This window comes from Amycolatopsis alkalitolerans, from assembly GCF_006152065.1.
Classification (GTDB): Bacteria; Actinomycetota; Actinomycetes; order Mycobacteriales; family Pseudonocardiaceae; genus Amycolatopsis_E; species Amycolatopsis_E alkalitolerans.
On the sequence record NZ_VDFW01000015.1, the window covers coordinates 103433 to 127486 of the forward strand.

23 protein-coding genes and 1 pseudogene are annotated in these 24054 nt (G+C 71.1%); 17 read left to right on the top strand and 7 right to left on the bottom strand.

Features of this window, described 5'->3' with window-relative positions; translation table 11 throughout:
* Positions 1-15 precede the first annotated feature (15 nt).
* Both FG385_RS18305 and FG385_RS18310 read right to left on the bottom strand, forming a co-directional pair.
* Positions 16-1140 (bottom strand): amidase, encoded by a 1125-nt coding sequence (locus tag FG385_RS18305; protein WP_139097975.1) that lies wholly within the window; start codon positions 1138-1140, stop codon positions 16-18.
* Complete coding sequence (locus FG385_RS18310; RefSeq protein ID WP_139097976.1) at positions 1137-1745, bottom strand: class I SAM-dependent methyltransferase; 609 nt, start codon at positions 1743-1745, stop codon at positions 1137-1139. The genes FG385_RS18305 and FG385_RS18310 overlap by 4 nt, the downstream gene beginning before the upstream one ends.
* A gap of 73 nt (positions 1746-1818) precedes the next feature.
* Here FG385_RS18310 and folC point away from each other — a divergent pair, with 73 nt between their 5' ends.
* Together folC and FG385_RS18320 are read left to right on the top strand one after the other, a co-directional pair.
* Positions 1819-3279: a bifunctional tetrahydrofolate synthase/dihydrofolate synthase gene (gene folC / locus FG385_RS18315; RefSeq protein WP_407645506.1), complete on the top strand. Its 1461-nt coding sequence runs from the start codon at positions 1819-1821 to the stop codon at positions 3277-3279.
* A complete protein-coding gene (locus tag FG385_RS18320; protein ID WP_139097978.1) occupies positions 3276-3674 on the top strand; it encodes a DUF4233 domain-containing protein in 399 nt (132 codons plus the stop codon). Before folC ends, FG385_RS18320 begins: the two co-directional genes overlap by 4 nt.
* A 3-nt stretch (positions 3675-3677) precedes the next feature.
* Here the strand turns inward: FG385_RS18320 and FG385_RS18325 are convergent, their stop codons facing one another.
* A complete protein-coding gene (locus tag FG385_RS18325; protein ID WP_139097979.1) occupies positions 3678-5144 on the bottom strand; it encodes an FAD-dependent monooxygenase in 1467 nt (488 codons plus the stop codon).
* Complete coding sequence (locus FG385_RS18330; protein ID WP_139097980.1) at positions 5141-5731, bottom strand: acyl-CoA-like ligand-binding transcription factor; 591 nt, start codon at positions 5729-5731, stop codon at positions 5141-5143. The genes FG385_RS18325 and FG385_RS18330 overlap by 4 nt, the downstream gene beginning before the upstream one ends.
* A gap of 146 nt (positions 5732-5877) precedes the next feature.
* On the opposite strand from FG385_RS18330, the gene FG385_RS18335 reads away from it, so the two are divergent.
* The 7 genes and pseudogenes from FG385_RS18335 to FG385_RS18365 all read left to right on the top strand — a co-directional run bounded on the left by FG385_RS18335 (position 5878) and on the right by FG385_RS18365 (position 10318).
* A complete protein-coding gene (locus FG385_RS18335; RefSeq protein ID WP_139097981.1) occupies positions 5878-6267 on the top strand; it encodes a DUF4260 family protein in 390 nt (129 codons plus the stop codon).
* Positions 6248-6442 (top strand): annotated as a pseudogene (locus FG385_RS18340) (hypothetical protein); the annotation flags it as partial. The gene FG385_RS18335 and the pseudogene FG385_RS18340, both read left to right, overlap by 20 nt.
* A 53-nt stretch (positions 6443-6495) precedes the next feature.
* Positions 6496-6906: a nucleoside-diphosphate kinase gene (gene ndk / locus FG385_RS18345; RefSeq protein WP_139097983.1), complete on the top strand. Its 411-nt coding sequence runs from the start codon at positions 6496-6498 to the stop codon at positions 6904-6906.
* A gap of 63 nt (positions 6907-6969) precedes the next feature.
* Positions 6970-7722, top strand: coding sequence for an IclR family transcriptional regulator (locus FG385_RS18350; protein ID WP_139097984.1), 753 nt, complete (start codon positions 6970-6972; stop codon positions 7720-7722).
* 60 nt (positions 7723-7782) lie between these two features.
* The gene (locus FG385_RS18355) at positions 7783-8694 is read left to right on the top strand and encodes an ABC transporter ATP-binding protein (protein WP_139098032.1); all 912 of its coding nucleotides are present in this window, start codon (positions 7783-7785) and stop codon (positions 8692-8694) included.
* Positions 8694-9494, top strand: a complete 801-nt coding sequence (locus FG385_RS18360; protein WP_200834514.1) for an ABC transporter permease — start codon at positions 8694-8696, stop codon at positions 9492-9494. Before FG385_RS18355 ends, FG385_RS18360 begins: the two co-directional genes overlap by 1 nt.
* Entirely contained in the window at positions 9494-10318 is an 825-nt protein-coding gene (locus FG385_RS18365; protein ID WP_139097986.1) for an ABC transporter permease, read from the top strand. Before FG385_RS18360 ends, FG385_RS18365 begins: the two co-directional genes overlap by 1 nt.
* Here FG385_RS18365 and FG385_RS18370 read toward each other — a convergent pair.
* A complete protein-coding gene (locus FG385_RS18370) occupies positions 10296-11660 on the bottom strand; it encodes a S8 family peptidase (protein ID WP_139097987.1) in 1365 nt (454 codons plus the stop codon). The genes FG385_RS18365 and FG385_RS18370 overlap by 23 nt on opposite strands.
* Before the next feature lie 462 nt (positions 11661-12122).
* On the opposite strand from FG385_RS18370, the gene FG385_RS18375 reads away from it, so the two are divergent.
* From FG385_RS18375 to proB, 5 genes are all read left to right on the top strand, one after another.
* A complete protein-coding gene (locus FG385_RS18375; protein ID WP_139097988.1) occupies positions 12123-15179 on the top strand; it encodes a translation initiation factor IF-2 N-terminal domain-containing protein in 3057 nt (1018 codons plus the stop codon).
* A 152-nt stretch (positions 15180-15331) separates the two neighbouring features.
* On the top strand, positions 15332-15646 hold the full coding sequence (rplU, locus tag FG385_RS18380) for a 50S ribosomal protein L21 (RefSeq protein ID WP_139097989.1): 315 nt from the start codon (positions 15332-15334) through the stop codon (positions 15644-15646).
* 14 nt (positions 15647-15660) lie between these two features.
* Positions 15661-15918 (top strand): 50S ribosomal protein L27, encoded by a 258-nt coding sequence (gene rpmA / locus FG385_RS18385; protein WP_139097990.1) that lies wholly within the window; start codon positions 15661-15663, stop codon positions 15916-15918.
* A gap of 111 nt (positions 15919-16029) precedes the next feature.
* The gene (gene obgE / locus FG385_RS18390) at positions 16030-17478 is read left to right on the top strand and encodes a GTPase ObgE (RefSeq protein ID WP_139097991.1); all 1449 of its coding nucleotides are present in this window, start codon (positions 16030-16032) and stop codon (positions 17476-17478) included.
* A complete protein-coding gene (gene proB / locus FG385_RS18395) occupies positions 17475-18584 on the top strand; it encodes a glutamate 5-kinase (protein ID WP_139097992.1) in 1110 nt (369 codons plus the stop codon). Before obgE ends, proB begins: the two co-directional genes overlap by 4 nt.
* A 4-nt stretch (positions 18585-18588) precedes the next feature.
* Here the strand turns inward: proB and FG385_RS18400 are convergent, their stop codons facing one another.
* Both FG385_RS18400 and FG385_RS18405 read right to left on the bottom strand, forming a co-directional pair.
* Positions 18589-19878 (bottom strand): MFS transporter, encoded by a 1290-nt coding sequence (locus FG385_RS18400; RefSeq protein WP_139097993.1) that lies wholly within the window; start codon positions 19876-19878, stop codon positions 18589-18591.
* 124 nt (positions 19879-20002) lie between these two features.
* Positions 20003-22108 carry a RecQ family ATP-dependent DNA helicase gene (locus FG385_RS18405; protein ID WP_139097994.1) on the bottom strand — a complete coding sequence of 702 codons (2106 nt, stop codon included), beginning with the start codon at positions 22106-22108 and terminating at the stop codon, positions 20003-20005.
* A gap of 230 nt (positions 22109-22338) precedes the next feature.
* Here FG385_RS18405 and nadD point away from each other — a divergent pair, with 230 nt between their 5' ends.
* The 3 genes from nadD to FG385_RS18420 all read left to right on the top strand — a co-directional run bounded on the left by nadD (position 22339) and on the right by FG385_RS18420 (position 24053).
* Positions 22339-22932, top strand: a complete 594-nt coding sequence (nadD, locus tag FG385_RS18410; protein WP_139097995.1) for a nicotinate-nucleotide adenylyltransferase — start codon at positions 22339-22341, stop codon at positions 22930-22932.
* 132 nt (positions 22933-23064) lie between these two features.
* Positions 23065-23445: a ribosome silencing factor gene (rsfS, locus tag FG385_RS18415; protein ID WP_139097996.1), complete on the top strand. Its 381-nt coding sequence runs from the start codon at positions 23065-23067 to the stop codon at positions 23443-23445.
* Positions 23442-24053, top strand: coding sequence for a histidine phosphatase family protein (locus tag FG385_RS18420; protein WP_139097997.1), 612 nt, complete (start codon positions 23442-23444; stop codon positions 24051-24053). The genes rsfS and FG385_RS18420 overlap by 4 nt, the downstream gene beginning before the upstream one ends.
* Position 24054 lies beyond the last annotated feature (1 nt).

The following is a 24054-nucleotide window of genomic DNA, read 5'->3' on the forward strand; positions in this document are numbered from 1 at the left end:
TGGTGTCCGCGCAGTTCACCCGGTCTGGTGGAGCGCTTCACCCAATGAGCAGAGCAACGCCTCCTGGCCGCGCCGGGCGATGAGCTGGGCCCCGGCCGGCAACCCGGCCGCGGTGAGTCCGGCCGGGACGGTCAGGGCGGGATGCCCGCTGACCGCGGCGAGCGCGGTGAGCCGGTAGTAGGCGGTCTCGATCTGTTCGGTGCGCCCACCGACCTCGACGGTGTCTTCGTCTTGCCGGGCCGCGGTGACCGGCACGGTCGGCAGCAGCAGCGCGTCGACCGTTTCGAGTGTCGCGTCGACCTCGTCGCGGATCTTCCCGCTGAGCTCCAGCGCGCGCTCGTAGTCCGATGTGGACACTTCCGACCCGGCGCGCAGCTGGCCGATGGCGCGCCCGGAAAGCCCGTCCGGATGCCGCAGGTACTCGGCCCACCACTGCCGGGCGGACTCGAAGAGCATGATCGTGTACCCGGTTCCGCGCGCGTGGCGCTGGGACAGGGGCAGTTCCACGTCGACGATCCCGGCACCTGCGGCGCGGAGTGTCCCGGCCGCCTTTTCGACCAGCCCGAGCACTTGCGCGTCGATCCGGTCGCCCCAGAGCCCGCGCGGCCAGCCCAGGCGCAGACCCGGGACCGGCCTGATCTCGGCGGTCTGCCCGGTGAGCAAGCCGTGGATGGCCAGGCATTCCCGTGGCGTGCGCGTGATCGGGCCGACGGTGTCCATCGACGGGGCGATCGGGGTGATCCCGTCCATCGGCACCGAACCGTGCGTCGGGCGCAGGCCCACGACGCCGCACAGCGCGGCCGGAATCCGGATCGAGCCGCCGGTGTCCGTGCCGAGCGCGACCGGGGCCGCGCCGGTCGCGACCGCGACGGCCGAACCGCCGCTCGACCCGCCGGCGTCGCGTGCCGGGTCGTACGGGTTTCCGCAGCCGGGAGTGCGGACCGACCACGCCAGTTCGGGCACCGTCGTGCGTCCGGTCACGACGTAGCCGGCGGCGCGCAGCCGCGCCACGACCGTGGCGTCCTTCGCCGCGACGCGGTGCCCGAGCCCGGGCGTGCCGTTACGCACGGTCTGGCCCGCGACGTCGATGAGGTCCTTGACCGCGAGGCCCGGGTATGTCTCCACGAATGCGCCCGTCATGTCCTGTTCATAGCAGGCCCGCGGTAGAGGAGCAGGTATCGCCAGAACAACAGCGGGCGGACGGTGCTCCCCGGCAGCAGCCGGGCCGATTCGCGGCGGACCTCGGTCATCGTCATCGTTTCGCCGCGCACGCGCGGGGCGATCGTCTGATCCGGACCACCGTTGAGGCGTTCGCCCGCGGCGATGATCGCCCGGGCGGCGAGGTTCACCGGCGGTCCGAGCACGAGCCATTTGCCGAGGTCGGCGGCCGAACGGGGCTTTCCGAGGCCGAGCACGGCGAGCACCCCGCCCGGCGCGAGCGCCTGCCGGAGCTTGGTCACCGTGGCGAACGGGACGTGGTGGAGCGAGGCGAGGCAGGAGATGAAGTCGTAGTGCCCTTCGCGCAGGTCGGCGGTCGTGACGTCCGCCTGCCGGTAGCCGACGCCGCCGCCGAGCGCACGAGCGGCGGAGATGACCGCCGGATCCGGGTCGATACCGTCCACGGCCAGCCCGGTCGCCGCGAGGTGCCGGGCGAACCTGCCGGTACCGCAGCCGACGTCCAGCGCGGTGCGCGCGCCGCCGGGCACCTGGCGCAGGAGCAGGGGGTGGTAGTGGTTGAAGGGCATGAAGCCAAACCGCCAGCCCCTCTCCCGACCACCGCCCCCAGCGGAGCGCTTCGCGCCCAATATATTGGACTGTGTGGAAGAGGAGTATCCCGCCGAGCTGTCGACCGGCGACAACTTCGTGGCCGGGCCTCTGCCCGACGATCCCGAGGACGTCGAGCAGGTCGACGTCGCGGAGGTCGAGCGCCGGGCGCGCCAGGAACTGCTGAAGGTCGAGGCCGAGCTCAACACACGCTGGCCCGAGACGAAGATCGAGCCGTCGCTCGGCCGGATCGCCGCGCTGGTCAACGTCCTCGGCGAGCCGCAGAAGTCGTATCCGGTGATCCAGGTCGCGGGGACGAACGGCAAGGGCTCGACGGCCCGCATGATCGACGCCCTGCTGACCCGGATGGGCCTGCGCACCGGCCGCTACACGAGCCCTCACCTGCAGATCGTCACCGAGCGCATCGCGCTGGACGGCGTGCCGATCCCCGCGTCGAAGTACGTGGAGGTCTACCGCGACATCCGCCCGTACGTGGAGATGGTCGACAGCGCGGGCGGGCCGCCGATGAGCAAGTTCGAGGTGCTGACCGGGATGGCGTTCGCGGCGTTCGCGGACGCGCCGGTCGAGGTCGCGGTGGTCGAGGTCGGCCTCGGCGGCACCTGGGACGCGACGAACGTGGCGGACGCGCAGGTCGCCGTGGTCGCGCCGGTCGGGATCGACCACGTCGAGTTCCTCGGCGGGGATCTGGCGGGGATCGCGCGGGAGAAGGCCGGGATCATCAAGCCCGGGAGCGTCGCGGTGCTCGCCGAGCAGGATCCGGTCGCGCAGCGGGCGCTGCTGGAGCGCGCGGTGGAGGTCGACGCGACCGTGGCGCGCGCGGGCAGTGAGTTCGCGGTGCTGCGGCGCGAGGTCGCGGTCGGCGGGCAGTTGCTCACGCTGCAGGGGCTCGGCGGCGTGTACGACGAGATCTTCCTGCCCCTGCACGGTGCGCATCAGGCCGCGAACGCGGCACTCGCGCTGGCGGCGGTCGAGGCGTTCTTCGGCGCGGGCAAGGACAGGCAACTGGTGGTCGAGGCCGTGCGGGAGGCGTTCGCCGAGGTACAGACGCCCGGACGGCTCGAACGCGTGCGCGCGGCGCCGGTCGTCCTGCTCGACGCGGCGCACAACCCGCTCGGTGCCCGCGCCCTCGCCTCGGCGATCAACGAGGAGTTCGCGTTCCGGCGGCTCGTCGCGGTCGTCGGCGTGCTGGGGGACAAGGATTCGCGCGGCATTCTGGAGGAGCTGGAGCCGGTGGTTTCGGAGATCGTGGTGACGCGCAACAGTTCCCCGCGCGCGATGCCGCTGGACGAGCTGAACGATCTGGCGCTGTCGATCTTCGGTGAGGACAGGGTGGTGGCCGAGCCGAGCCTGGACGCCGCGATCGAGACCGCGGTCGCGCTCGCCGAGGAGAGTGACGAGCCGGGGGAGCCGCTGTCCGGCGGTGGCGTGCTGGTGACCGGCTCGGTCGTGACGGCCGGTGAGGCGCGCGCGCTGTTCGGGAAGGAGCCGGTATGAGTTCGCCCGAGCAGCCCGCCGTCAAGCCCCCGGCGAAGGATCCGATGAAGTCGTTCCGCGGTGTGATGGCGGGCGCGCTGATCCTGGAGGCGATCACCGTCGCGCTCGCGTTGCCGGTGATCGCGCGGCTCGGCGGGGGTGTGGGCTCCAGCAAGGGCTGGACGGTGATCGCCGTCGCGGTCGCACTCGTGCTGTGCTGCGGGGTGCTGCGGCGGTCGTGGACCGTGCCGGTGATCCTCGCGCTGCAGGTCGTGCTGATCGCGTTCCTGTTCTGGATCACCGCGATCGGCGTGATCGGCGTGCTGTTCCTGGCGTTCTGGCTGTGGGCGCTGTGGCTGCGCCGCGATGTCGCCCGCCGGATGGCCGCGGGCACGTTGCCGAGCCAGCAGCAGTAGCGCTCAGGCGGCCCACTTTCGCAGTGCCTCGTCGAGACCGCGGCCCCCGGCCCAGGCGACGTAACCGTCGGGCCGGATGAGCACGGCGGGCGCGGGCGGCTCGGGAGTCGTGGCGCGGACCGGCTCGTACTCGGGCGGGACCTCGCCGGTGAAGTCCACCAGCACCGGACGGCCCGCGCGCGTCAGTTCCCCTACTCGCGTGCCGGGTCGCAAGGGCAGGTCCGGCATCCACCGGCCCAGCAGTGGCCGCGGCTCGGCGGGCGCCATGTCGTAACGCACGTCGGCGCCGGCGAGCAGATCCGCGATCCGGCGCCGCACCGCGTCCTCGTCGAGCAAGCTGCCGAACAGTTCGCGCAGCGGGCCGACGTCCTCACCGGGGGAGAGCAGCGTGACCTGCGCGCGGGTATGCGACAGCACGCGCCGCCCCACCGGGTGCCGTTCGCTCTCGTAGGTGTCCAGCAGGCCTTCGGAAGCGCGGCCCTGGATCGTGGCGGCGAGCTTCCAGCCGAGGTTGGCCGCGTCCTGCAATCCCAGGTTGAGCCCCGGGCCGCCGAACGACGGGTGCACATGCGCGGCGTCACCCAGCAGCAGCACCCGGCCTTCGCGGTAGCGGTCGGCCTGCCGCGCGTTGGTGCCGATGTTCCGCCGTCCGGCGAAGTCGGGCGCGGCGTCCATCGGTACGTCTCGACCGGCCACCCGGCGAACGGCCGCGCGCAGTTCGTCCAGCGTCAACGGCTCCTCACCGGTGCCAGGCTGATCCCATTCGGCGGTGCTGAGCAGGAACGGCCCGGGCCCGAACCGCGCGAAGGCGATCACGCCGCGCGGTGTGCGGTTCCACCTGAACGGCCGCAGCCTGCCCTCACCGGGCACGTCGATCTCGCCGGTGCCGGGCACGAACGCCGGGTCCGGGATGAGGACACGCCCGGAGCGGGTCAGGAACCGGTTGTCGGTGGTGCCGGGGAACCCGATCCCGGCCTGCTTGCGCACGATGCTGTGCGCGCCGTCCGCGCCCACCAGGTACCCGGTGCGGATGCGCTGCCTGCCTTGTGCCCCTTCGACTTCCAGCGTGACCCCGGCTTCGTCCCGGTCGACCGAGACGACTTCGGACCCGCGCCGGATCTCGATGCCCAGTTCGAGGGCGTACTCGGTGAGCCGCGCCTCCAGGACCCGCTGGGGCAGCGGCAGCGTGTACAGCGGATGCTCGCCCACTCCGCGCAGATCGAGCCCGAACCCGGCGAACTGGTACGCCGGTGCCGGCCGCGGGGCGCCGTCGAGCCCGGAGAGCCGGTGGTAGAGGCCGCGATAGTCGAGCAACTGGACGACGCGGCCGACAAGCCCGTTCGCCTTCGGCTGCGTCGCCGGTTCCGGAAGCCGTTCCAGGACAAGGGGTTTCACCCCGGTGCGGCGAAGCTCACAAGCGAGGAACAAGCCGTTGGGACCGGCTCCGGCGATGACGACTTCGGGGTTCATGAAGGCTCCTCGGTCAGGCCGCGGCGAAGCTCGGCGAGCGCGCGGCGCAGATGCGTTTCGATGGGCAGCGGCGGATCGGCGCGCAGCCAGTGCTCGGTCGCCACCCGCTGCGCGAGACCAACCGCCCCGGCGACCAGACGCGGGAGCATCTCGTGCTCGCCGGCCCCGGTGCGTTCGGCGACGGCGGCGGCCAGCTCGAGCTCTGCGGAGTGGTGGCTCTTGAGTACTTCTCCTTGGAGCGCCGGGTTCTTCAGCAGTTGCCGAACACCGGCCAGCCAGGGTTCGCTCGGCGCTCCGGCGTCGAGGTAGGGCGCCAGGACGGCGTTGGTCATGGCCTCCCACAACGGTTCACCGGCCGGGCGAGCGCGCAGCCGGTCCGCGGCGCCCGCCGTCCGCTGGGCCGTGCGCCAGACGATCGCCTCCTGCTTGCTGGAGAAGTAGTTGTTGAAGGTGCGCGGCGAGACGTCGGCAGCCGCCGCGATGTCCTCCACCAGCACGTGCTCCAGCCCGCGGTCGACCGCCAGGCGCAGCGCCGCGTCGCTCAGCGCCTGGCGGGTCTGGTCCTTCTTCCGTTCGCGCAACCCCATGTCCGCGAGCGTACCCAAAGTTTGCGTAACGCGCAGTTTTTCTTCCTCTGCAATATGCGAGCACTGCTCTTGACAATGGGCACCGATCGATGGAAGCTGTAGTCACAAAAGAGAGCACTGCTCTCGACGTAGATCGGAGACGAGAAATGCGCGCCGCGACCCGGACCGCCAACGGCATCCTCGGCCTGTTCCTGCTGGCCTTCGCGATCTTCGAGGCGGTCAAGCACGGCGGCTGGGCCGTCCCGATGCTGCTCGCCGGGCTGATCGGGCCGGACCTGACCTTCCTGATCGGCATCGGCGCCCAGGCCGGGCACGGCGTCCTGCCCCGGCGGGTGGTGCCGTTCTACAACGTCGCGCACCTGTGGCCGTTGCCGGTGCTCGCCCTCGTCTTCTTCACCCTGCTGGTCGGCTCCGTCCCTGGCTTCACGCTCGGTCTCGCCTGGCTGGCCCACATCTGCCTCGATCGCGCGCTCGGCTACGGCCTCCGCGCCCGGGACGGCACCCAGCGCGCTGCGCGGCGTGCCCGTGGGGCGTGAGGCCGAACTCACCGTGGCCCATCACTATTCGCCGGATCGAGCCGCATTCCGCGATTTCGCGCAGTTCCGGGAATTCGTCACCGGCCCGCTGCATGCCGGTGCGCTCACCGTGGATCTGCGCGGCGGGAAGGGGGTTTCGCTCTGGTCGACGACCCTGCGGCCCGAGCGCCGGTGAGCCAAGTATTCTGCGCACACCGTCACTTGTTCATTTAGAGGAGTAACAGAGTCGTGACTGAACGCACGCTGGTTCTGGTGAAGCCCGATGGTGTGCAGCGCGGACTGATCGGCGAAGTCATTTCGCGGATCGAGCGCAAGGGCCTGAAGCTGATCGCACTGGAACTGCGCACGGTCCAGAACGTGGTCGCCGAGGAACACTACGCTGAGCACAAGGAAAAGCCGTTCTTCGGTGATCTGCTGGAGTTCATCACCTCCGGCCCGGTCGTGGCGATCGCGGTCGAGGGGCCGCGGGCGATCACGGCCTTCCGGCAGCTCGCGGGTGGTACCGACCCGGTCGAGAAGGCCACTCCGGGCACCCTGCGCGGCGACTTCGCGCTGGAGACCCAGTTCAACCTGGTGCACGGTTCGGACTCGCCCGAGTCCGCCGAGCGCGAGCTGAAGCTGTGGTTCCCGGACCTGTGAGCTGAGCACCCGGCCCGGGACGGATCTTGCGCCCCGGGCCGGTTCCGGTACACGATCAACCCCATGACAGCCGGTGTGGGCGAGGTGCCGAAATCCGTGCTGGCGCGTGGGCTGATGCTCCTCGACGCCTTCGCCACCGCCGACTCCGAACTCACGCTCGCCGAACTGGCGCACCGCACGGGGCTGCCCAAGGCGACCGCGCACCGGCTGGTCGCGGAACTGGTCCGCTGGGGCGGGCTGGAGCGCAGCGGGCACGCCTACCGGCTCGGCATCAAGCTCTTCGAGCTCGGGCAGCGGGCCCCGCGTCGGCGTGACCTGCGGGAAGCCGCCCTTCCGTACCTGCAGGACCTGTACGAGTCGACGCACGAGAACATCCATCTCGCCGTGCCGGACGGGGTCAGCACCCTGTTTCTGGAGAAGGTCACCGGTCACCGCTCGACGCCGATCCTGTCGCGGGTCGGCTCGCGGATGCCGATGCACTGCACGGCGACGGGCAAGATCTTCCTCGCACTGGGGCCGCCCGGGTACTTCCACCAGATCGCCGCGGCCGGTCTCGCCCGCCGGACCGCGCGCACGATCGTCGCGCCCGGCCTCCTCCGCAAGGAACTCGACCGCGCATTCGAGCAGGGCTACGGCGTGAACCGCGAGGAGTCCGAAGTCGGCGTGGCCGCGGTCGCCGCACCGGTCTACGACGCGCGGAAAAGGCTGCTCGCGGCGATCTCGATCACCGGCAGCGCGGAGCGGCTCGACCTCGCCCGGCTTGCGCCCGCGGTGCGCACGGCGGCTTTCGCGCTGTCGCGGTCGCTGGCGCGGTAAAGCGGTCGAAAACTGTCGGTGCCTCGTCCTAGTGTTCATGACGTGGACGACGAACCGACCATGGTCCAGGCCAAAGCGCTCACGAAGCGGTTCGGCGAGTTCGAGGCCGTCCGGGGGATCGACGTCGAGGTCCGCCGCGGTGAGGCTTTCGGCTTCCTCGGCCCCAACGGCGCCGGGAAGTCCTCGACCATGCGCATGATCGCGTGCGTCTCCCCGCGCACCGACGGCGATCTGAAGGTGCTGGGGCTGGATCCGGACAAGCAAGGCCCGCGCATCCGGGCGCGGCTGGGCGTGGTGCCCCAGCAGGACAACCTGGACAACGAGCTGACCGTCCGGCAGAACCTGCAGGTCTACGGCCGGTACTTCGGGCTGTCGCGGGCGCAGGTCCGGCGCAGGGCGGGGGAGTTGCTGGAGTTCGCGCAGCTGTCCGACCGCGCGGACGCCGAAGTGGAACCGCTGTCCGGCGGCATGAAACGCCGCCTGACGATCGCCCGCTCGCTGGTCAACGACCCGGAGCTGCTGCTGCTGGACGAACCGACCACGGGGCTCGATCCGCAGGCGCGGCATCTGTTGTGGGACAGGCTGTTCCGGCTCAAGGCCCAGGGCGTCACGCTGATCGTCACCACGCACTACATGGACGAGGCGGAGCAGCTGTGCGACAGGCTCGTGGTCATGGACGGCGGCCGCATCGTGGCGGAGGGCTCGCCGGCGGAGCTGATCACGCGCTACTCCACGCGGGAGGTGCTGGAGCTGCGATTCCCGCCGGGGCAGGTGATCCCGGCCGAACGGCTCGCCGATCTGGCCGAGCGGACAGAGGTGCTGCCGGACCGGATCCTGCTGTACGCGGGCGCGGGTGAGGCGGCGCTGGAACAGGTGCACGCGCGCGGGCTGCGGCCGCTGTCGAGCCTGGTCCGGCGCAGCACGCTGGAGGACGTGTTCCTCCGGCTGACCGGGCGGACGCTGGTGGACTGATGGTCGTTTCCACGGGACGGGTGGTCGGTTCCTGGCGCGCGGCCTGGTTGCGGGTCGAGGGCAGCTGGGCCTGGTACCGGCGGTACTGGAAATCCAATCTGTACTCCTCGGGCCTGCAACCCCTGCTGTTCCTCGTCGCGATGGGGCTGGGGTTCGGCTCCCAGGTCAAGGCGGGGCCGGCGACGGGCGGGTTGCCGTATCTGGAGTACATCGCGCCCGCGCTGCTGGTGTCGGCTTCGATGCAGAGCGCGGTGAGCGAGTCGACCTATCCGGTGCTGTCGGGATTCAAATGGCAGAAGGACTATCTCGCGGTGACGGCCACCCCGGTCACGCCGGGACAGTTGCTGGGCGGGCATTTCCTGTGGGTCTCCCTGCGGCTGCTGCTGTCCGGCGTGGTGTACGCCCTGATCGCACTGGCCTTCGGTGCCTGGCTCAACGCCGGGGCGATCCTGGTGGTGCTCGCGGCCGTGCTCACCGGGGTCGCGTGCGCCGCGCCGGTGACGGCGTTCGCGGCGACGACATATGACGAGGGCACCCGGTTCAACGGGCTGTTCCGGTTCGGGGTGATCCCGATGACCCTGTTCGCGGGTACGTTCTTCCCGATCGAGCAGATCCCGCTCGCGTTGCGGTGGCTGGCCTGGATCTCCCCGCTGTGGCACGGGAACCAGCTTGCGCGCGGGGTCACGCTCGGCGGGGTGAGCCCGCTCGCGATGCTCGGGCACCTCGGCGTTCTGGTGGCCTTGTTCGCGGTAGGGGTCTTCTTCGCCCGCAAGTACTTCTACCGGCGGCTGGTGATCTGATGGCGACGGTTCTCGATCGGCGGCCCGGGCTGCTGCTGCGCATCCTGCCCCCGGGGCTGTACGCGGGCCGGGCGAGCAAGCTCATCGAGCGCTCGATGCTCGCCTACTCCCGGATGTGGCTCGTGTTCCTCTCGGGCGCGTTCGAGCCGCTGTTCTACCTCCTCGCGTTCCAGGTCGGTTTCGGCAAGCTCGTCAGCGAGGTCGCCGGCCCCGGCGGCCGCCCGATGAGCTACGTCGCGTTCGTCGCGCCCGCGCTGCTGGCCTCGTCCGCGATGAACGGCGCGATCTTCGACAGCACGTTCAACGTGTTCTTCAAGTTCCGCTACGCCAAGACCTACGACGCGATGCTCGCCACCCCGATCGGCCCGCTGGACGTCGCGATCGGGGAGATCTCGTGGGCCGTGCTGCGCGGCGGCCTGTACTCCGTCGCGTTCTTCGGCGTGATGCTCGCGATGGGCCTGGTCGCCTCGCCGTGGGCGGTCCTGCTGATCCCGGTCGCGCTGCTCGTGGCGTTCGCGTTCGCCGCCATCGGCATGGCGTGCTCGACCTTCCTGCGGTCCCCGTCACAGTTCGACTTCATCCAGCTCGCCGTGATGCCGATGTTCCTGTTCTCCACGACGTTCTACCCGCTGTCGGTGTACCCGGACGCGCTGCGGATCGTGGTGCAGTGCTTCCCGCTGTACCACGGTGTCGAGCTGATGCGGGAGCTGTCCGTCGGCGCGCTGAACTGGGGCATGCTCGGCCACCTCGGGTATTTGGCCGCGCTCGCGGTCGTCGGGGTCTGGGGCGCCGCGCGGCGGCTCACGCACCTGCTGCTGCGGTGAGCGCGCCGTCGGCGTCCACCATGCCGTGGCCGTAGAAGCCGTTGTACCCGGTGTATCCGGCGCAGAACGCGTCCTGATGCCCGTCGCCGTCGAGGTCGTAGTCGTCTGGGCAGGGCATCGGCCGGGCGCCCTGGTAGAGCGCGGCTCGCAGCCCTCGAACGGAAATCCCCGGGTGCGCCGAGACGACCAGCGCGGCGACACCCGCAACATGCGACGCCGCCATCGAGGTCCCGCACATCGGCGCGTAGCCGCCCGGCACCGTCGAAACCACGCAGTCGCCCCGGTCGCCGCCCGGCGCGGCGAGGTCCACGACCCCGAGCCCGTAGGAGCTGTAGCCGGCCTTGACCTGGTCGGGCCCGACAGCGGACACCGTCACCGCGTCCCGTAGCGCCGCGGGCAGCTCCTCACAATCCGAGGAGCCCGGCGACACGCCCGAACGCGGCGAGGGAGTCAGATTCACCGCTTCGTTGGTCGCCGCGGCGACATCGAGCGTGCCGTGCGAGGTCGCATACTCGACGGCGCGGGCGATCGCCTCGTGCACGACCGCGTAACCCTCGCGCGGGGCGCACGACCCACCCCACGGGTTGACGTCGAAACTGGTGTTGACCACCGGCAGGTGCCGCGCCGCCGCCCACATCAGCCCACATACGGCGGCCTCGGGGGCCACATAGCCGTCGTCGTCGATGACCTTGACCGACGCCACCCGCACACCGGGCGCGACCCCGGTGGTCCCCTCGCCGTCGTCGGCCGCGGCGATGATTCCCGCCACATGCGTGCCATGGGCGGAGGCGGTGGCCCCCCACGCGTCCGCCGACCGGTCCGGTGCGCCGGTCAGGCAGCCCGCGGAATCCCTCGCGTCGATCGCTCCGGCCAGGTCCGGATGGGTGGCGTCGATCCCGGAGTCCAGCACTCCGACCACGACGCCGGCATCGCCGTGGAAGCCGCCCGCGCCGACCGCGTTCAGGCCCCACTGCTCACCGGCGAGGTTCGCGCCCGAAATCTGGTGCGCGGTGAGCCGCGCCGCGGGCAGCCGCGTCTTCCCGCGGCGAAGCTCTTGCGCGCTGAACGTGCGGCCGGGACCGAACTCCTCCGCGAAGTCGGGATCGGTCGAGGTCACGACGCCTACACTGAGCTGTGGGTAGTAGATGGCGGTCTGCCCGCATGCGGCGGTGACCTGGCCGTCGGCCTCCTGCTCGGGCGTACCCCGGTCGAGCACCACGAGGTAGCGCACGGTCCGCCCGTTGTCGCCGCAGCCCTGGTCGGCGTACGCGGCAGGGGCCGGCGCGGCGGCCAGCACCAGGGCACATGCGCCGAGTGCGAGTGACCGTCCGAGCCCGGACAATGCGGGAACCTCCAGGGGACCAGCGATACAGGCGAACGCTAGGACACGGCCGGACGCGCGACAAGCCGAGCGCCCAAGTTCGCCCGGGAGGGCAGTGCCGGACGGTGAGCGCGCGGCCGTCGGCGGCTCGTGTGGGATACTCGGGGTGGCCGCCGAGCCGGGACGCCCGTCAAGCGCGGTGCGAACCGGCGCCGATGGCCCGGTGACGTGCGGGAAGAGCGCCAGGTCGTCGCCGCCCGGAGCGGGTGGCTCGGACGATGTGGGAGGCGGTGCGGGAAGCCGCCGGCCCAGCCGGCACGTGATCGTGCGGACCTGCCGTCGACGGCTGCGCCGTCACGGTGAAGAGGCACAGGATTCCCGCTCGCGGTGACCACCGCGGCGGAACAGACAGGAAGGGGCCCCTGCGCGGCCGCGTCCTTCCGGCAGACAGCCGGCAGACGCGCCCGGGGGCGGAGGAGACAGATGACGAACGCGGAAACACCCGCCGAGAACACCGGCGGGGGCACCGCCGCACCCACCAGTCCGCTGGGCGAACTGCCGGACCGGGTCCGGGTGCACGCGTTGGCGAAGCTGCTCGGCTCGAACAGCAAGGACGTGCTCGCGAAGCTGACCGAGCTTGGTGAGGCGGCCCGCAGCCCGCAGTCGAGCGTGCCGCGGGAAGTGGCGATCAAGGTGGCCGAGGCTCTCGCGGGTCCGGCCGAATCCGCCGCGACCGAGGTCGCGGCGGTGCCCGAGCCTGAACCTGAACCCGAACCCGTGCGGCCGAGCGCCCACGTGCCGGTGTTCTCGGCTCCCTCACCGGTGTTCCTGCCGCCGGAGCCGGCGCCCAAGGCGCAGGAGGAGCCCGCCGAGCGTGAGCCGGAACCGGTCGCCCAGGCGCCCGAGCGTGACACGGATGAGGAAGGCGACGAGCTCGGCGGCCGGCGCCGCCGCCGTCGTGGCCGTCGTGGCCGTGGCCGGGGCAAGGGCGGCGACGAGGGCGCCGCCGACGAGAACGCCGAACAGGCCGACGAGGCCAAAGCGGAAGACGAGCGCAAAGCCGAAGCCGAGCCCGACGAGGACGACTCGGACGAGAGCGAAGGCGCCAGCCGTCGCCGCCGTCGCCGTCGCCGTCGCAAGGGCGGGGACGAGGAGCCGGGCGAGACGTCCACGGGCGACGACCCGCCGAACACCGTGGTGCACGTCCGCGAAGCCAAGGCCGAGGAGAAGAACGGCAAGGAAGCCAAGCCCGACAAGGGTGACGGGGTGCGCAGCGTGCGCGGCTCCACCCGGCTGGAGGCCAAGCGCCAGCGCCGCCGTGACGGCCGGGAAGCCGGCCGCCGCCGCGCCCCGATCCTGTCCGAGGCCGAGTTCCTGGCCCGCCGCGAAGCGGTCGAGCGCACCATGGTCGTGGCCGAGCGCGGTGACCACACGCAGATCGGCGTCCTCGAGGACGGTGTGCTGGTCGAGCACTTCGTGACCTCGGCGGGCACGGGCTCGATCGTCGGCAACGTCTACCTCGGCCGCGTGCAGAACGTGCTGCCCTCGATGGAGGCCGCGTTCGTCGACATCGGCCGCGGCCGCAACGCGGTGCTCTACGCCGGTGAGGTCGACTGGGACGCCGCCGGCCTGGAGGGCAAGTCCCGCAAGATCGAGCAGGCCCTGTCCACCGGCGACAACGTGCTCGTCCAGGTCACCAAGGACCCGGTCGGTCACAAGGGCGCCCGGCTGACCACGCAGATCTCGCTGCCCGGCCGGTTCCTGGTGTACGTGCCGGCCGGTGGCGCGACCGGGATCTCGCGCAAGCTGCCGGAGAACGAGCGCCGCCGGCTCAAGGACATCCTCAAGCGGATCGTGCCGGAGGACGCGGGCGTCATCATCCGCACCGCTTCGGAGGGCATCAGCGAGGAGGAGCTCGAGCGCGACGTCCGCCGCCTGAAGGCCCAATGGGAGGTCATCAAGGAGAAGGCGGGCACGGCGGCCGGCGGCAAGAAGTCCTCCGCGCCGACCATGCTGTACGAGGAGCCGGACCTGCTGGTGAAGGTCGTTCGCGACCTGTTCACCGAGGACTTCGCGAAGCTCGAGGTCCAGGGCGGCACCGCCTGGGAGACGATCAACGCCTACGTCGGGCACGTCGCGCCGGATCTCGCCGCCCGGCTCAAGCGCTACGTCGGCAACAGCGACGTGTTCACCGACTACCGCATCGACGAGCAGATCACCAAGGCGCTCGACCGGAAGGTGTGGCTGCCCTCGGGCGGGTACCTGGTCATCGACCGCACCGAGGCGATGACGGTCATCGACGTCAACACCGGCAAGTTCACCGGCTCCGGGGGCAACCTCGAGGAGACGGTGACCCGCAACAACCTCGAGTCCGCCGAGGAGATCGTGCGCCAGCTGCGGCTGCGCGACGTCGGCGGCATCATCGTGATCGACTTCATCGACATGGTGCTGGAGTCCAACCGCGAGCTGGTCCTGCGGCGGCTCACCGAATGCCTCGGGCGTGACCGCACCCGGCATCAGGTCGCCGAGGTGACCTCGCTGGGCCTGGTGCAGATGACCAGGAAGAAGGTCGGCACCGGTCTCCTGGAGGCGTTCTCCACGCCGTGCGAGCACTGCAAGGGCCGCGGGGTGGTCGTCTCGACCGAGCTGCCGAAGGCCTCGAACGGCTCGGGCTCCGGCTCCGCCAGCAACGGCGGGGGTTCCCGCCGGCGCGGGCGCGGCAAGGCGGAGGAGCCGCAGGAGTCCGGGCGCACGCCTGAGCAGCGCGAATCGGTGGTTTCGGCCGTCCAGGCGATGGCGAACGCCGCGAAGGTGGCTTCCTCAGGCAAGCCCGAGGCGGAGGCCGGGAAGCCCGCCGAGGCGGCGGCGCTCGAGGGCAGCCACAGGCCGGACACTCCGGCGGAGGGCGCCCCCGAGACCGCACCGGAGGCCGCTGCCGCGGTGGAGGCTGAGATCGCGCCGCCGACCGGGGCGTCGGAGTCCGCTGACGAAGCCTCGCGGGCCGCGCAGTCCTCGGCCGAGGCGCTGGAGACCGCTGGGGAAGCAGCCGCGTCTGGGCGGCTCGCCGCCGAGGCGCCGGAGTCTGGTAGGGACACTGCGCCGGCCGAGCCGGCCTCCCTCGACGCGCCGGAGACCGCTGGGGATGCCGCCGCACCCGCCGGGCAGCTCTCGGCTGAGGCGTCGGAGTCCGCCGCGGAAGCCGCACGCGCCGGGCAGCCGTCCGCCTACGCGGCAGAGCGCCTGGAGGAAGCCGCCTCGGCAGGGCACACGTCCGCCGGGCCCGCCTCCACCAGCACGTGGGCGGCCCAGCCCGAGCCCGCGGAGAGTAAGACCGAGCCCTCGCCCGCCGAGGCGCCGGTGGCGTCCGGCGGCGCGGAGCAGGCCCCGGCCGAGCCCGCCGCGGCGGCGCAGCAGGCTCCCGCAGAGCGCGAGAGCGGCGTCGACGTGCCGACCCCGGCCGTGCGCACCGCCCGGCGGCGACCCCGTCGCGCGGCGTCGCGGCCCGCGGGTCCGCCGGTGCACGCCTCGGACCAGAGCTGAGCAGCCAAGAGCACCCCGGTGTGCACCAGCACCGGGATGCCACGTAACCTATAGGACGGCCCGCGGGTGCGCGGGCCATGGCGCGACCCTCGGATCGCCCGGCGGTCCGGGTCGCAAGCCCTCACCCATTGTCGAGTAAGCAGGAGACTTCCGTGTCGGCGTACGCGATCGTCAAGACCGGCGGCAAGCAGTACAAGGTGGCTGTCGGCGACGTCGTCGAGGTCGAGAAGCTCGAGGGAGAGCCGGGCACCGAGCACACCTTCCCCGCCGTGCTGTACGTCGACGGCGGCGAGGTCACCACGGACGCCGACGCGTTGGCGAAGATCTCGGTCACCGGCAAGGTCGTCGAGCAGACCAAGGGTCCCAAGATCCAAATCCACAAGTTCAAGAACAAGACTGGCTACCACAAGCGCCAGGGTCACCGGCAGAAGCTGACCCGCGTCGAGGTCACCGGTATCAGCAAGTAAGGAGCTGAGCACTTATGGCACACAAGAAGGGTGCTTCCAGCTCCCGCAACGGGCGTGACTCGAACCCCCAGTACCTCGGCGTGAAGCGCTACGGCGGCCAGGTCGTCAAGGCGGGCGAGATCCTCATCCGCCAGCGGGGCACCAAGTTCCACCCCGGCGTCAACGTCGGCCGCGGCGGTGACGACACGCTGTTCGCGCTCGCCGCCGGTGCGGTCGAGTTCGGCGTCAAGCGTGGCCGCAAGACGGTCAACATCGTCCCGCGTGAGGCCTGAGAGGCCCGGCGAGACACGCAGCACCTCCGACGAGGGGCGGGCCCGGAACAGATCTGGGTCCGCCCCTCGTTTTCTTGTTCAGGTTGTCCTGAGTAGACAGAAAGGCCCGTCATGGCGTCCCGGTTCGTCGACCGCGCGGTGATCCAGGTGGCCGCCGGCAACGGCGGGAACGGCTGCGCCTCGGTCCATCGCGAGAAGTTCAAGCCCCTCGGCGGCCCCGACGGGGGCAACGGCGGCGACGGCGGCGACGTGCTGCTGGTCGTCGACCAGAACGTGCACACGCTGCTCGACTTCCACTTCCGTCCCCACGCGACCGCGGGCAACGGTAAGCAGGGCCAGGGGAGTCATCGCGCCGGCGCGGCGGGGGAGACGCTTGAGCTCAAGGTCCCGGCCGGCACCGTCGTGCTGGACGAGGACGGCGACGTGGTGGCCGATCTGACCGGCCCCGGCACAGCCTTCGTCGCCGCCCAAGGCGGCCGGGGCGGTCTCGGCAACGCGGCGCTCGCCTCGCGGGTGCGTAAGGCGCCCGGCTTCGCCTTGTTCGGGGAGCCGGGGGAGGCCCGCTCGCTTGTGCTGGAGCTTCGCTCGGTGGCGGATGTCGGGCTGGTCGGGTTCCCCTCGGCGGGCAAGTCCTCCCTGATCTCGGTGCTGTCGGCGGCGAAACCGAAGATCGCGGACTACCCGTTCACCACGCTCGTGCCGAATCTCGGCGTGGTGACCGCCGGGGAGACGGTGTTCACGATGGCCGACGTACCCGGCCTCATCCCGGGTGCCAGCGAGGGCAAGGGGCTGGGCCTGGACTTCCTGCGCCACATCGAACGGTGCGCCGTGCTGGTGCACGTCGTCGACTGCGCCACGTTCGAGCCCGGCCGCGACCCGGTGTCCGATGTGGACGCGCTGGAAGCGGAGCTCGCCCGCTACACGCCGGCGCTGGGCGGTGAACTCGCGGACCGGCCGCGGGTGATCGTGCTGAACAAGATCGACGTGCCCGACGCCGCCGAGCTCGCCGAGATGATCCGTCCGGAGTTCGAGGCGCGCGGGCTGCCGGTGTTCGAGATCTCGACGGCGACCAGGCAGGGCCTGCGGGAGCTGACCTACGCGCTCGGCGCCATCGTGGAGACGTTCCGCGCGGAGCAGCCGGCCCCGATCGCGGAGCGCATCGTGCTGCGACCGCAGGCGGTCGACGACGCGGGCTTCACCATCGAGGCCGACCCGGAGGAGCCCGGTGGCTTCATCATCCGGGGCGCCCGTCCGGAGCGCTGGATCCGGCAGACCGACTTCGGCAACGATGAGGCCGTCGGCTACCTCGCCGACCGGCTCAACCGGCTCGGGGTGGAGGAGCAGCTCGCCCGCATGGGCGCCGAGCCGGGCTGCCCGGTCACGATCGGCGGCGTCACGTTCGACTGGCAGCCGTCCACACCGGGCACGATCCAGCACCTTTCCGGGCGCGGCACCGACATCCGGCTTGAGGATCGCAGCCGCGTCAGCGCCGCGCAGCGCAAGGAGGCCCGCCGCATCCGCCGGGACGGCGTGCCCGAGTCCGAACCGGACGACCGGTGAGCGTCACTCGCAAGGCCGTCGCCGGTGCCGAGCGGCTGGTCGTCAAGGTCGGTTCGTCGGCGCTCACGACCGCCGGAAGCGGTCTGGACGCCGCCCGGCTCGACGCGCTGGTGGACGCCATCGTCGGCCGGATCGAGCAGGGCAGCCAGCTCGTCCTGGTGTCCTCGGGCGCGATCGGCGCCGGGCTGGCACCCCTGACGCTGGGCAAACGGCCTCGCGACCTGGCGACGCAGCAGGCCGCCGCGAGCGTCGGCCAGCTTCAGTTGGCCCACGCGTACGCGGAGTCGTTCGGCCGGTACTCGCTCACAGTCGGCCAGGTCCTGCTGACCTCGGACGATGTCGTCCGCCGTGCGCACTATCGCAACGCGCAGCGGACCTTTTCGCGATTGCTCACGCTGGGCGCGGTTCCGGTGGTGAACGAGAACGACACGGTCGCCACCGAAGAGATCCGCTTCGGCGACAACGACCGGTTGGCCACTCTCGTCGCCCATCTCATCGGTGCCGACGCGCTCGTTCTGCTGTCCGATGTGGACGGCCTGTACGACGGTGACCCGCGCGACGGTGCGACACGCAAGATCGCCGAGGTCACCAGCGACGCCGACATCGACGGCCTCGCCGTCGGCATGTCCAGTTCGGGCCTGGGCACCGGCGGCATGGTCTCGAAGCTCGCCGCGGCCCGCACGGCCGCGGCCGCCGGGATTCCGGTGCTGCTGGCGGCGGCCGCAGAAGCGTCACGCGCGCTGACCGCCGCCGACGTCGGCACCGCGTTCGCCGCCGCGGACTCGCGCTTGTCGGCCCGCCGGTTCTGGCTCGGTTACGCCGCCGGCACGACCGGTCGCCTGCAGCTCGACGACGGTGCCGTGGCGGCCGTCGTGCGGCGCCGCCGCTCGCTGCTGGCGGCCGGGATCACGGGGGTGAGCGGGGATTTCCAGGCAGGGGACGTCGTCGAACTGGTGGATGGCGCGCAGCGGGTGGTGGCACGCGGGGTGGTCGCGTTCGACGCCGGCGAGCTGCCCGAGCTGATCGGCCGGTCCAGCCACGAACTGCCCGCCGAGCAACGCCGGGAAGTCGTCCACGCCGACGATCTCGTGCCGCTTCGGCGCTGAGCCGTTACCGCAGTTCGCTCCCCCTGGTTTCGGGAAGGGTGAGGAGCACGACGAACGTGATCACCGCGGCGACCGCGACGTACCAGAAGAACGCGATCGACGCGTTCGCCGCCGCGAGCGCGCTGATCACCAGTGGCGCGGTGCCGCCGAACACGGCGACGGTCAGGTTGTACCAGGCGCCGATGCCGAGCCCGCGCAGCGACGTCGGGAACAGCTCGCTCATGATCGCCGGCGCGAGCGAGGACAACGCCGCGTACAGGCCGAGCCCGACACAGAACACCACCAGCAGCCCGCCCAGCCCCGGCTTGACCAACGTGGACAGCGGCACGATCAGGATCGCCATCGCCGCCGACCAGCCGTACAGCTGTGGCTTGCGGCCGACACGGTCGGACAGCATGCCGAACGGGTACTGCAGCGCGACGAACAACGCGGTGCCCACCGACAATGCCAGGAACACGTCCACATCGCTGACGTGCCGGGTCTTGACCGCGAACGGCGTCAGTGCGCTGAAGAACGTGTAATAGCACAGCGTCGAGAGCATGGTGATGCCGACGAGTTGCCCCACCGCCTTCGGATGGTGCCGCAGTGTCGAGAGCAACGGCCTGCGCACCTGCTGGGCCGACGTCTTGTTCTGGTGGAACTGTTCGGTCTCGCTCAGGCTCCGCCGCAGCCACAGCCCGATCACGCCGAGCACCCCGCCGAGCAGGAACGGGATCCGCCAGCCGTAGGCGTTCAGGGCCGCCTTGTCCATCGTCCGCGCCAGCACGAACCCGAGCACCGAGGCCAGCAACACCGCCGAACCCGTCGAGATGTAGAAGAACGACGAGTAGCGGCCCCGCCACTTCGGCGGCGCGATCTCCCCGAGATACGCCGACGCGTTCGACACCTCGCCACCCAGCGACAGCCCCTGCGCGATCCGGGCGAGCAGCAGCAGGATCGGCGCGAGCCACCCGACGAGGGAGAAGCTCGGCAGGATGCCGATCACCACTGAGCCTCCGGCCATCAGGCTGATGGTCAGGATCATCGCCGGCTTGCGCCCGCGGACGTCCGCGAACCGGCCGAGCAGGAACCCGCCCAGGGGCCGGAAGAAGAACGCGAGCGCGTAGGTGGCGAACGTGTTGATCTGCGCCAGTGTGTCGTTGCCCGAGGGGAAGAAGGCGGTCGCGAAGTAGATGCTGAACGTGGCGTAGATCGTCCAGTCGAACCACTCCAGCGCGTTGCCGATGCTCGCGGCGAACAGCGTGCGGACCGGCAACCGGTGGCGCGCCACGGACTCGATCTTCGGCTCGACCATGGCTGCCTCCACCCGATCCGGCGATTGGTGGAGATTGCCATACGAATGGCCGCTTCGGAAGGTCTCTCACGAAGATCGCGCGCGTAGCCGCCCAACGGACCAGTCGCTCTTCCATTCGGCGGAGCTACGTGGTGGCCGCGAGGGCGAATGGCAGGACCGCCGGTGCACCTCCTTTCCGGAGCAGCCGGGTGGCGAGTGTCATCGTCCACCCCGAGTCCACGAGATCGTCCACCAGCAGCACCGGACCATCCACCGTGGACAACTCGGCGGCCAGTTCCTCCGGCAGGACAAGGTGCCGCCACAGGTCCGCCACCCGCTGCGCGCTGTTGGCTCGCCGCGGCGCCGGGCTGGCGGCGCCCAGGGTGCCGAGCAGCCGCAAACGCCCGACCTCGGCGAACCGCGCCGCGAGACTGTGCACCAGCCGCGGGCGCGTACTCGACGGCATGGCCACCACGGCCACCGGGCGCCGCGCCCAATCCCAGGCCGTGAGGACCGACACGCAGGCCTGGAACACCGCGGCCGGCACCTCGGTGTCCTGCGCCGTCGCGCCGACCAGTTCGCGTAACCGGTTGCCCCAGCCCAGATCGGTGAGCCGGCCGAGCGTCCGGCCTGGCTCGGCCTGCTCGTCCTTCGCTATGCGGCCGGACAGCGGCACGTCGAGCGTGCCGAGCCCGGTCGGCCACTGACGCCGCGGGCTCAGCTCGACACCCGGGCGCTGCAGCCGGGTGCCGGTTTCCGCCACGACCTCGGCCGAGACCGTCGCGCTCCGGTGCTCGCCGGTGCAGTTGTCACACCTTCCGCACGGTTGCGCATAGGGATCATCGAGCTGGCGCAACAGGAACTCCATCCGGCAGCCCTCGGTCGCCTGGTACTCCAGCATCGCCCGCTGCTCCGCGCCGCGGGCCTCGTTCACCCTGCCGTAGCGCCCGGCGTCGTACTGCCAGGGCTGGCCCGTCGGCTCCCAGCCGCCGCGGACCCGCCGGACCGCGCCGTCCACGTCGAGCACCTTGAGCACCATCTCCAGCCTGGTGCGGGACAACTCCACCACCGGCTCCAGCGCCACTGTCGACAATGGACGGTCGGCCGTGGCGAGCGCGTCCAGCACCTGCGTCACCCGCCCCTCGTCGGGGAACGCCAGTGAGCTGAAGTAGTTCCAGATTTCCCGGTCTTCCTTGCCGGGCAAGAGGATCACCTCGGCCCGGCGAACCCCGCGCCCCGCGCGGCCGACATGCTGGTAGTACGCGATCGGGGAGGACGGCGCACCGAGATGCACGACGAAACCGAGATCGGGCTTGTCGAAGCCCATGCCCAGCGCCGACGTGGCGACGAGGGCTTTGACCCGGTTGGCCAGCAGATCGTCCTCCGCGGCCTCGCGCTCCGCGGGATCCGTCTTGCCCGTGTAAGCCGCGACCTGGTACCCGCGCTCGCGCAGCAACCCGGCCACGTCATGGGCCGCCGCGACGGTGAGCGTGTAGATGATGCCCGATCCCGGCAGTTCGGCGAGGTGCTCGGCCAGCCAGGCGATGCGCTCCTGCGGCGTGGGCAGTCCGGCCACCGACAGGTGCAGGCTCTCGCGGTCGAGCGGGCCACGCAGGACCAGCGTTCCTTCCGCGGCGCCGAGCCCGAGTTGCTCGGCCACGTCGGTCACCACGCGGTTGTTCGCGGTGGCCGTCGTGGCGAGCACCGGCACGCCTTCCGGCAGGTCCGCCAGCAGCGTGCGCAGCCGCCGGTAGTCGGGCCGGAAGTCGTGACCCCAGTCGGAGACACAATGCGCCTCGTCGACCACGAGCAGCCCGGCGCCCGCGGTCAGCTTGGGCAGCACGGTGTCCCGGAAATCGGGGTTGTTGAGCCTTTCCGGGCTCACGAGCAGCACGTCGATCTCGCCGGCCGCGATCCGTGCCTGTACCTCGTCCCACTCCTGCGGGTTCGCGGAGTTCATCGTCGCCGCCGCTATCCCGGCCCTGGCGGCGGCCGAGATCTGGTTGCGCATCAGCGCGAGCAGCGGCGAGATGATCACCGTGGGCCCCGCGCCGCGCTCCCGCAGCAGCGCGGTGGCCAGGAAGTACACCGCGGATTTGCCCCAGCCGGTGCGTTGCACGACAAGCGCTCGCCGGCGTTCGGCGACGAGCGCGTGGATCGCGGTCCACTGGTCTTCGCGCAGCGTCGCGCCCTCGCCGGCGAGGGCGCGCAGCAGCGAATCGGCACGTGCGCGGAGTTCCTGGATGTTCACGGGTCCACGTCTACCGCATGCCACCGACAGAAGCCCGCCGGAACCTCACGAGTGGGCCACTCGTGAGGTTTGTGGCGCCGAACACCCGGTGCGATCGCGTCAGCCGGCGGCTTCGGCGCGGTCTCCCCATCGTCACCGGAGGTTCCCCTCGGATCGCCGGCGGCGCGAAAAGTGTGTGGGCCGCCCCGCAGGCGGCCCATTCACTCGCGGTTGGTCTATACGCTGCTCGTATGTCACACCGGCGTATCGGGGTCATGGGCGGTACCTTCGATCCCATCCACCACGGGCACCTCGTCGCCGCCAGCGAGGTCCAGGCCCGGTTCGGGCTCGACGAGGTCATCTTCGTGCCGACCGGGCAGCCGTGGCAGAAGGTCGGCCGCGTGGTCACGCGCGCGGAGGACCGCTACCTGATGACCGTGATCGCGACGGCCTCCAACCCCGTGTTCTCCGTCAGCCGGGTCGACATCGACCGCGGCGGCGAGACCTACACCGTGGACACGCTGCGTGATCTGTACCGCGAGTACCCGGACGCCGACCTGTTCTTCATCACCGGCGCCGACGCGCTCGAACAGATCCTGACCTGGCACAACGCCGACGAACTGTTCACCTATGCACATTTCATCGGCGTCACGCGGCCCGGCTACCGGCTCAACGACCACCATCTGCCCAGCGGCAAGGTGAGCCTCGTCGAGGTCACCGCGATGGCGATCTCGTCGACCGCATGCCGGGAGCGGGTCGAAAACGCCGAGCCGATCTGGTACCTGGTGCCCGACGGTGTCGTGCGATACATCGACAAGCGCAAGCTGTACCGCAAGCCGGAGTGAGCGACCGCCGGGCCGCTGACCGGGACGACCTGGCCGATCTGGAACGTCCCGTGGAAGCCGTCGCGAACCGGACACCCGCCAGGCCAGGTACCCTCGGTGCGCCGGCAGATGCCCAGCCATGAGGGAGCAAGAGTGGCAGCAACGTCCCAGGCCCGTGAGATCGCGACCGTGGCCGCCCACGCGGCGGCCGACAAGAAGGCCACCGATGTCGTGGTGCTGGACGTCTCGGAACAGCTCGTGATCACCGACATCTTCGTGATCGCGTCCGCGCCGAACGAGCGCCAGGTCGGCGCCATCGTCGACGAGGTCGAGGAGAAGCTGAGGCTGGCCGGTCACAAGCCCGTCCGCCGCGAAGGCGCGCGCGAAGGTCGCTGGGTGCTGCTCGACTACGTCGATGTCGTGGTGCACGTCCAGCATGACGAGGAACGTTCGTTCTACGGCCTGGAGCGGCTGTGGAAGGACTGCCCGCGGATCGAGGTCCCCGAGCTGTCCGAAGCCGGAGATGCGCGGTGAGTTTGCGGCGCCTCGTGCTCTGGCGGCACGGGGAGACCGACTACAACGCGGCCGGCCGGATGCAGGGCCATCTCGACTCGTCGCTGACCGAGGTCGGCTGGAATCAGGCCCGCTTCGCGGTCCCGGCCCTCGCGAAGTTCGGTCCCGATCTGGTCATCGCCTCCGACCTGCGCCGCGCGACCGACACCGCGACGGTGTTCACCGAGGCCATGGGGGTGCCGCTCCGGATCGACAAACGGCTGCGCGAGACGCATCTCGGCGAATGGCAGGGGCGGACCGGGGCGGAGGTCGACGCGGGCTGGCCGGGCGAACGGGACCGCTGGCGGGTAGACGCGACGTGGGCCCCACCCGGCGGAGAATCCCGGGTCGAGGTCGCGGAGCGGGCCGGCGAGGTCGTCAACGACCTGCTATCGGAGACCGAGCGGCAGGAGACCGTCCTGCTGGCCGCGCACGGCGGCCTCATCACGGCGCTCACCGCGGGACTGCTCGGACTGCCGGTCGAGGTGTGGCCCCAGCTGGGTGGTATCCGCAACTGCCACTGGGTCGAGCTCGGCCGTCGCGACGGCGCGTGGCGGCTGGCCGCGTACAACGCGGGGATGTACGGCTGAC

What these genes read in the sequence shown, in the direction of transcription:
- FG385_RS18305 (WP_139097975.1), bottom strand. Translation starts at nt 1,140, where the DNA reads ATGACGGGCGCATTCGTGGAGACATACCCGGGCCTCGCGGTCAAGGAC.
- FG385_RS18310 (WP_139097976.1), bottom strand. Translation starts at nt 1,745, where the DNA reads ATGCCCTTCAACCACTACCACCCCCTGCTCCTGCGCCAGGTGCCCGGC.
- FG385_RS18320 (WP_139097978.1), top strand. Translation starts at nt 3,276, where the DNA reads ATGAGTTCGCCCGAGCAGCCCGCCGTCAAGCCCCCGGCGAAGGATCCG.
- FG385_RS18325 (WP_139097979.1), bottom strand. Translation starts at nt 5,144, where the DNA reads ATGAACCCCGAAGTCGTCATCGCCGGAGCCGGTCCCAACGGCTTGTTC.
- FG385_RS18330 (WP_139097980.1), bottom strand. Translation starts at nt 5,731, where the DNA reads ATGGGGTTGCGCGAACGGAAGAAGGACCAGACCCGCCAGGCGCTGAGC.
- FG385_RS18335 (WP_139097981.1), top strand. Translation starts at nt 5,878, where the DNA reads ATGCGCGCCGCGACCCGGACCGCCAACGGCATCCTCGGCCTGTTCCTG.
- FG385_RS18350 (WP_139097984.1), top strand. Translation starts at nt 6,970, where the DNA reads ATGACAGCCGGTGTGGGCGAGGTGCCGAAATCCGTGCTGGCGCGTGGG.
- FG385_RS18355 (WP_139098032.1), top strand. Translation starts at nt 7,783, where the DNA reads ATGGTCCAGGCCAAAGCGCTCACGAAGCGGTTCGGCGAGTTCGAGGCC.
- FG385_RS18360 (WP_200834514.1), top strand. Translation starts at nt 8,694, where the DNA reads ATGGTCGTTTCCACGGGACGGGTGGTCGGTTCCTGGCGCGCGGCCTGG.
- FG385_RS18365 (WP_139097986.1), top strand. Translation starts at nt 9,494, where the DNA reads ATGGCGACGGTTCTCGATCGGCGGCCCGGGCTGCTGCTGCGCATCCTG.
- FG385_RS18375 (WP_139097988.1), top strand. Translation starts at nt 12,123, where the DNA reads ATGACGAACGCGGAAACACCCGCCGAGAACACCGGCGGGGGCACCGCC.
- rpmA (WP_139097990.1), top strand. Translation starts at nt 15,661, where the DNA reads ATGGCACACAAGAAGGGTGCTTCCAGCTCCCGCAACGGGCGTGACTCG.
- obgE (WP_139097991.1), top strand. Translation starts at nt 16,030, where the DNA reads ATGGCGTCCCGGTTCGTCGACCGCGCGGTGATCCAGGTGGCCGCCGGC.
- FG385_RS18400 (WP_139097993.1), bottom strand. Translation starts at nt 19,878, where the DNA reads ATGGTCGAGCCGAAGATCGAGTCCGTGGCGCGCCACCGGTTGCCGGTC.
- nadD (WP_139097995.1), top strand. Translation starts at nt 22,339, where the DNA reads ATGTCACACCGGCGTATCGGGGTCATGGGCGGTACCTTCGATCCCATC.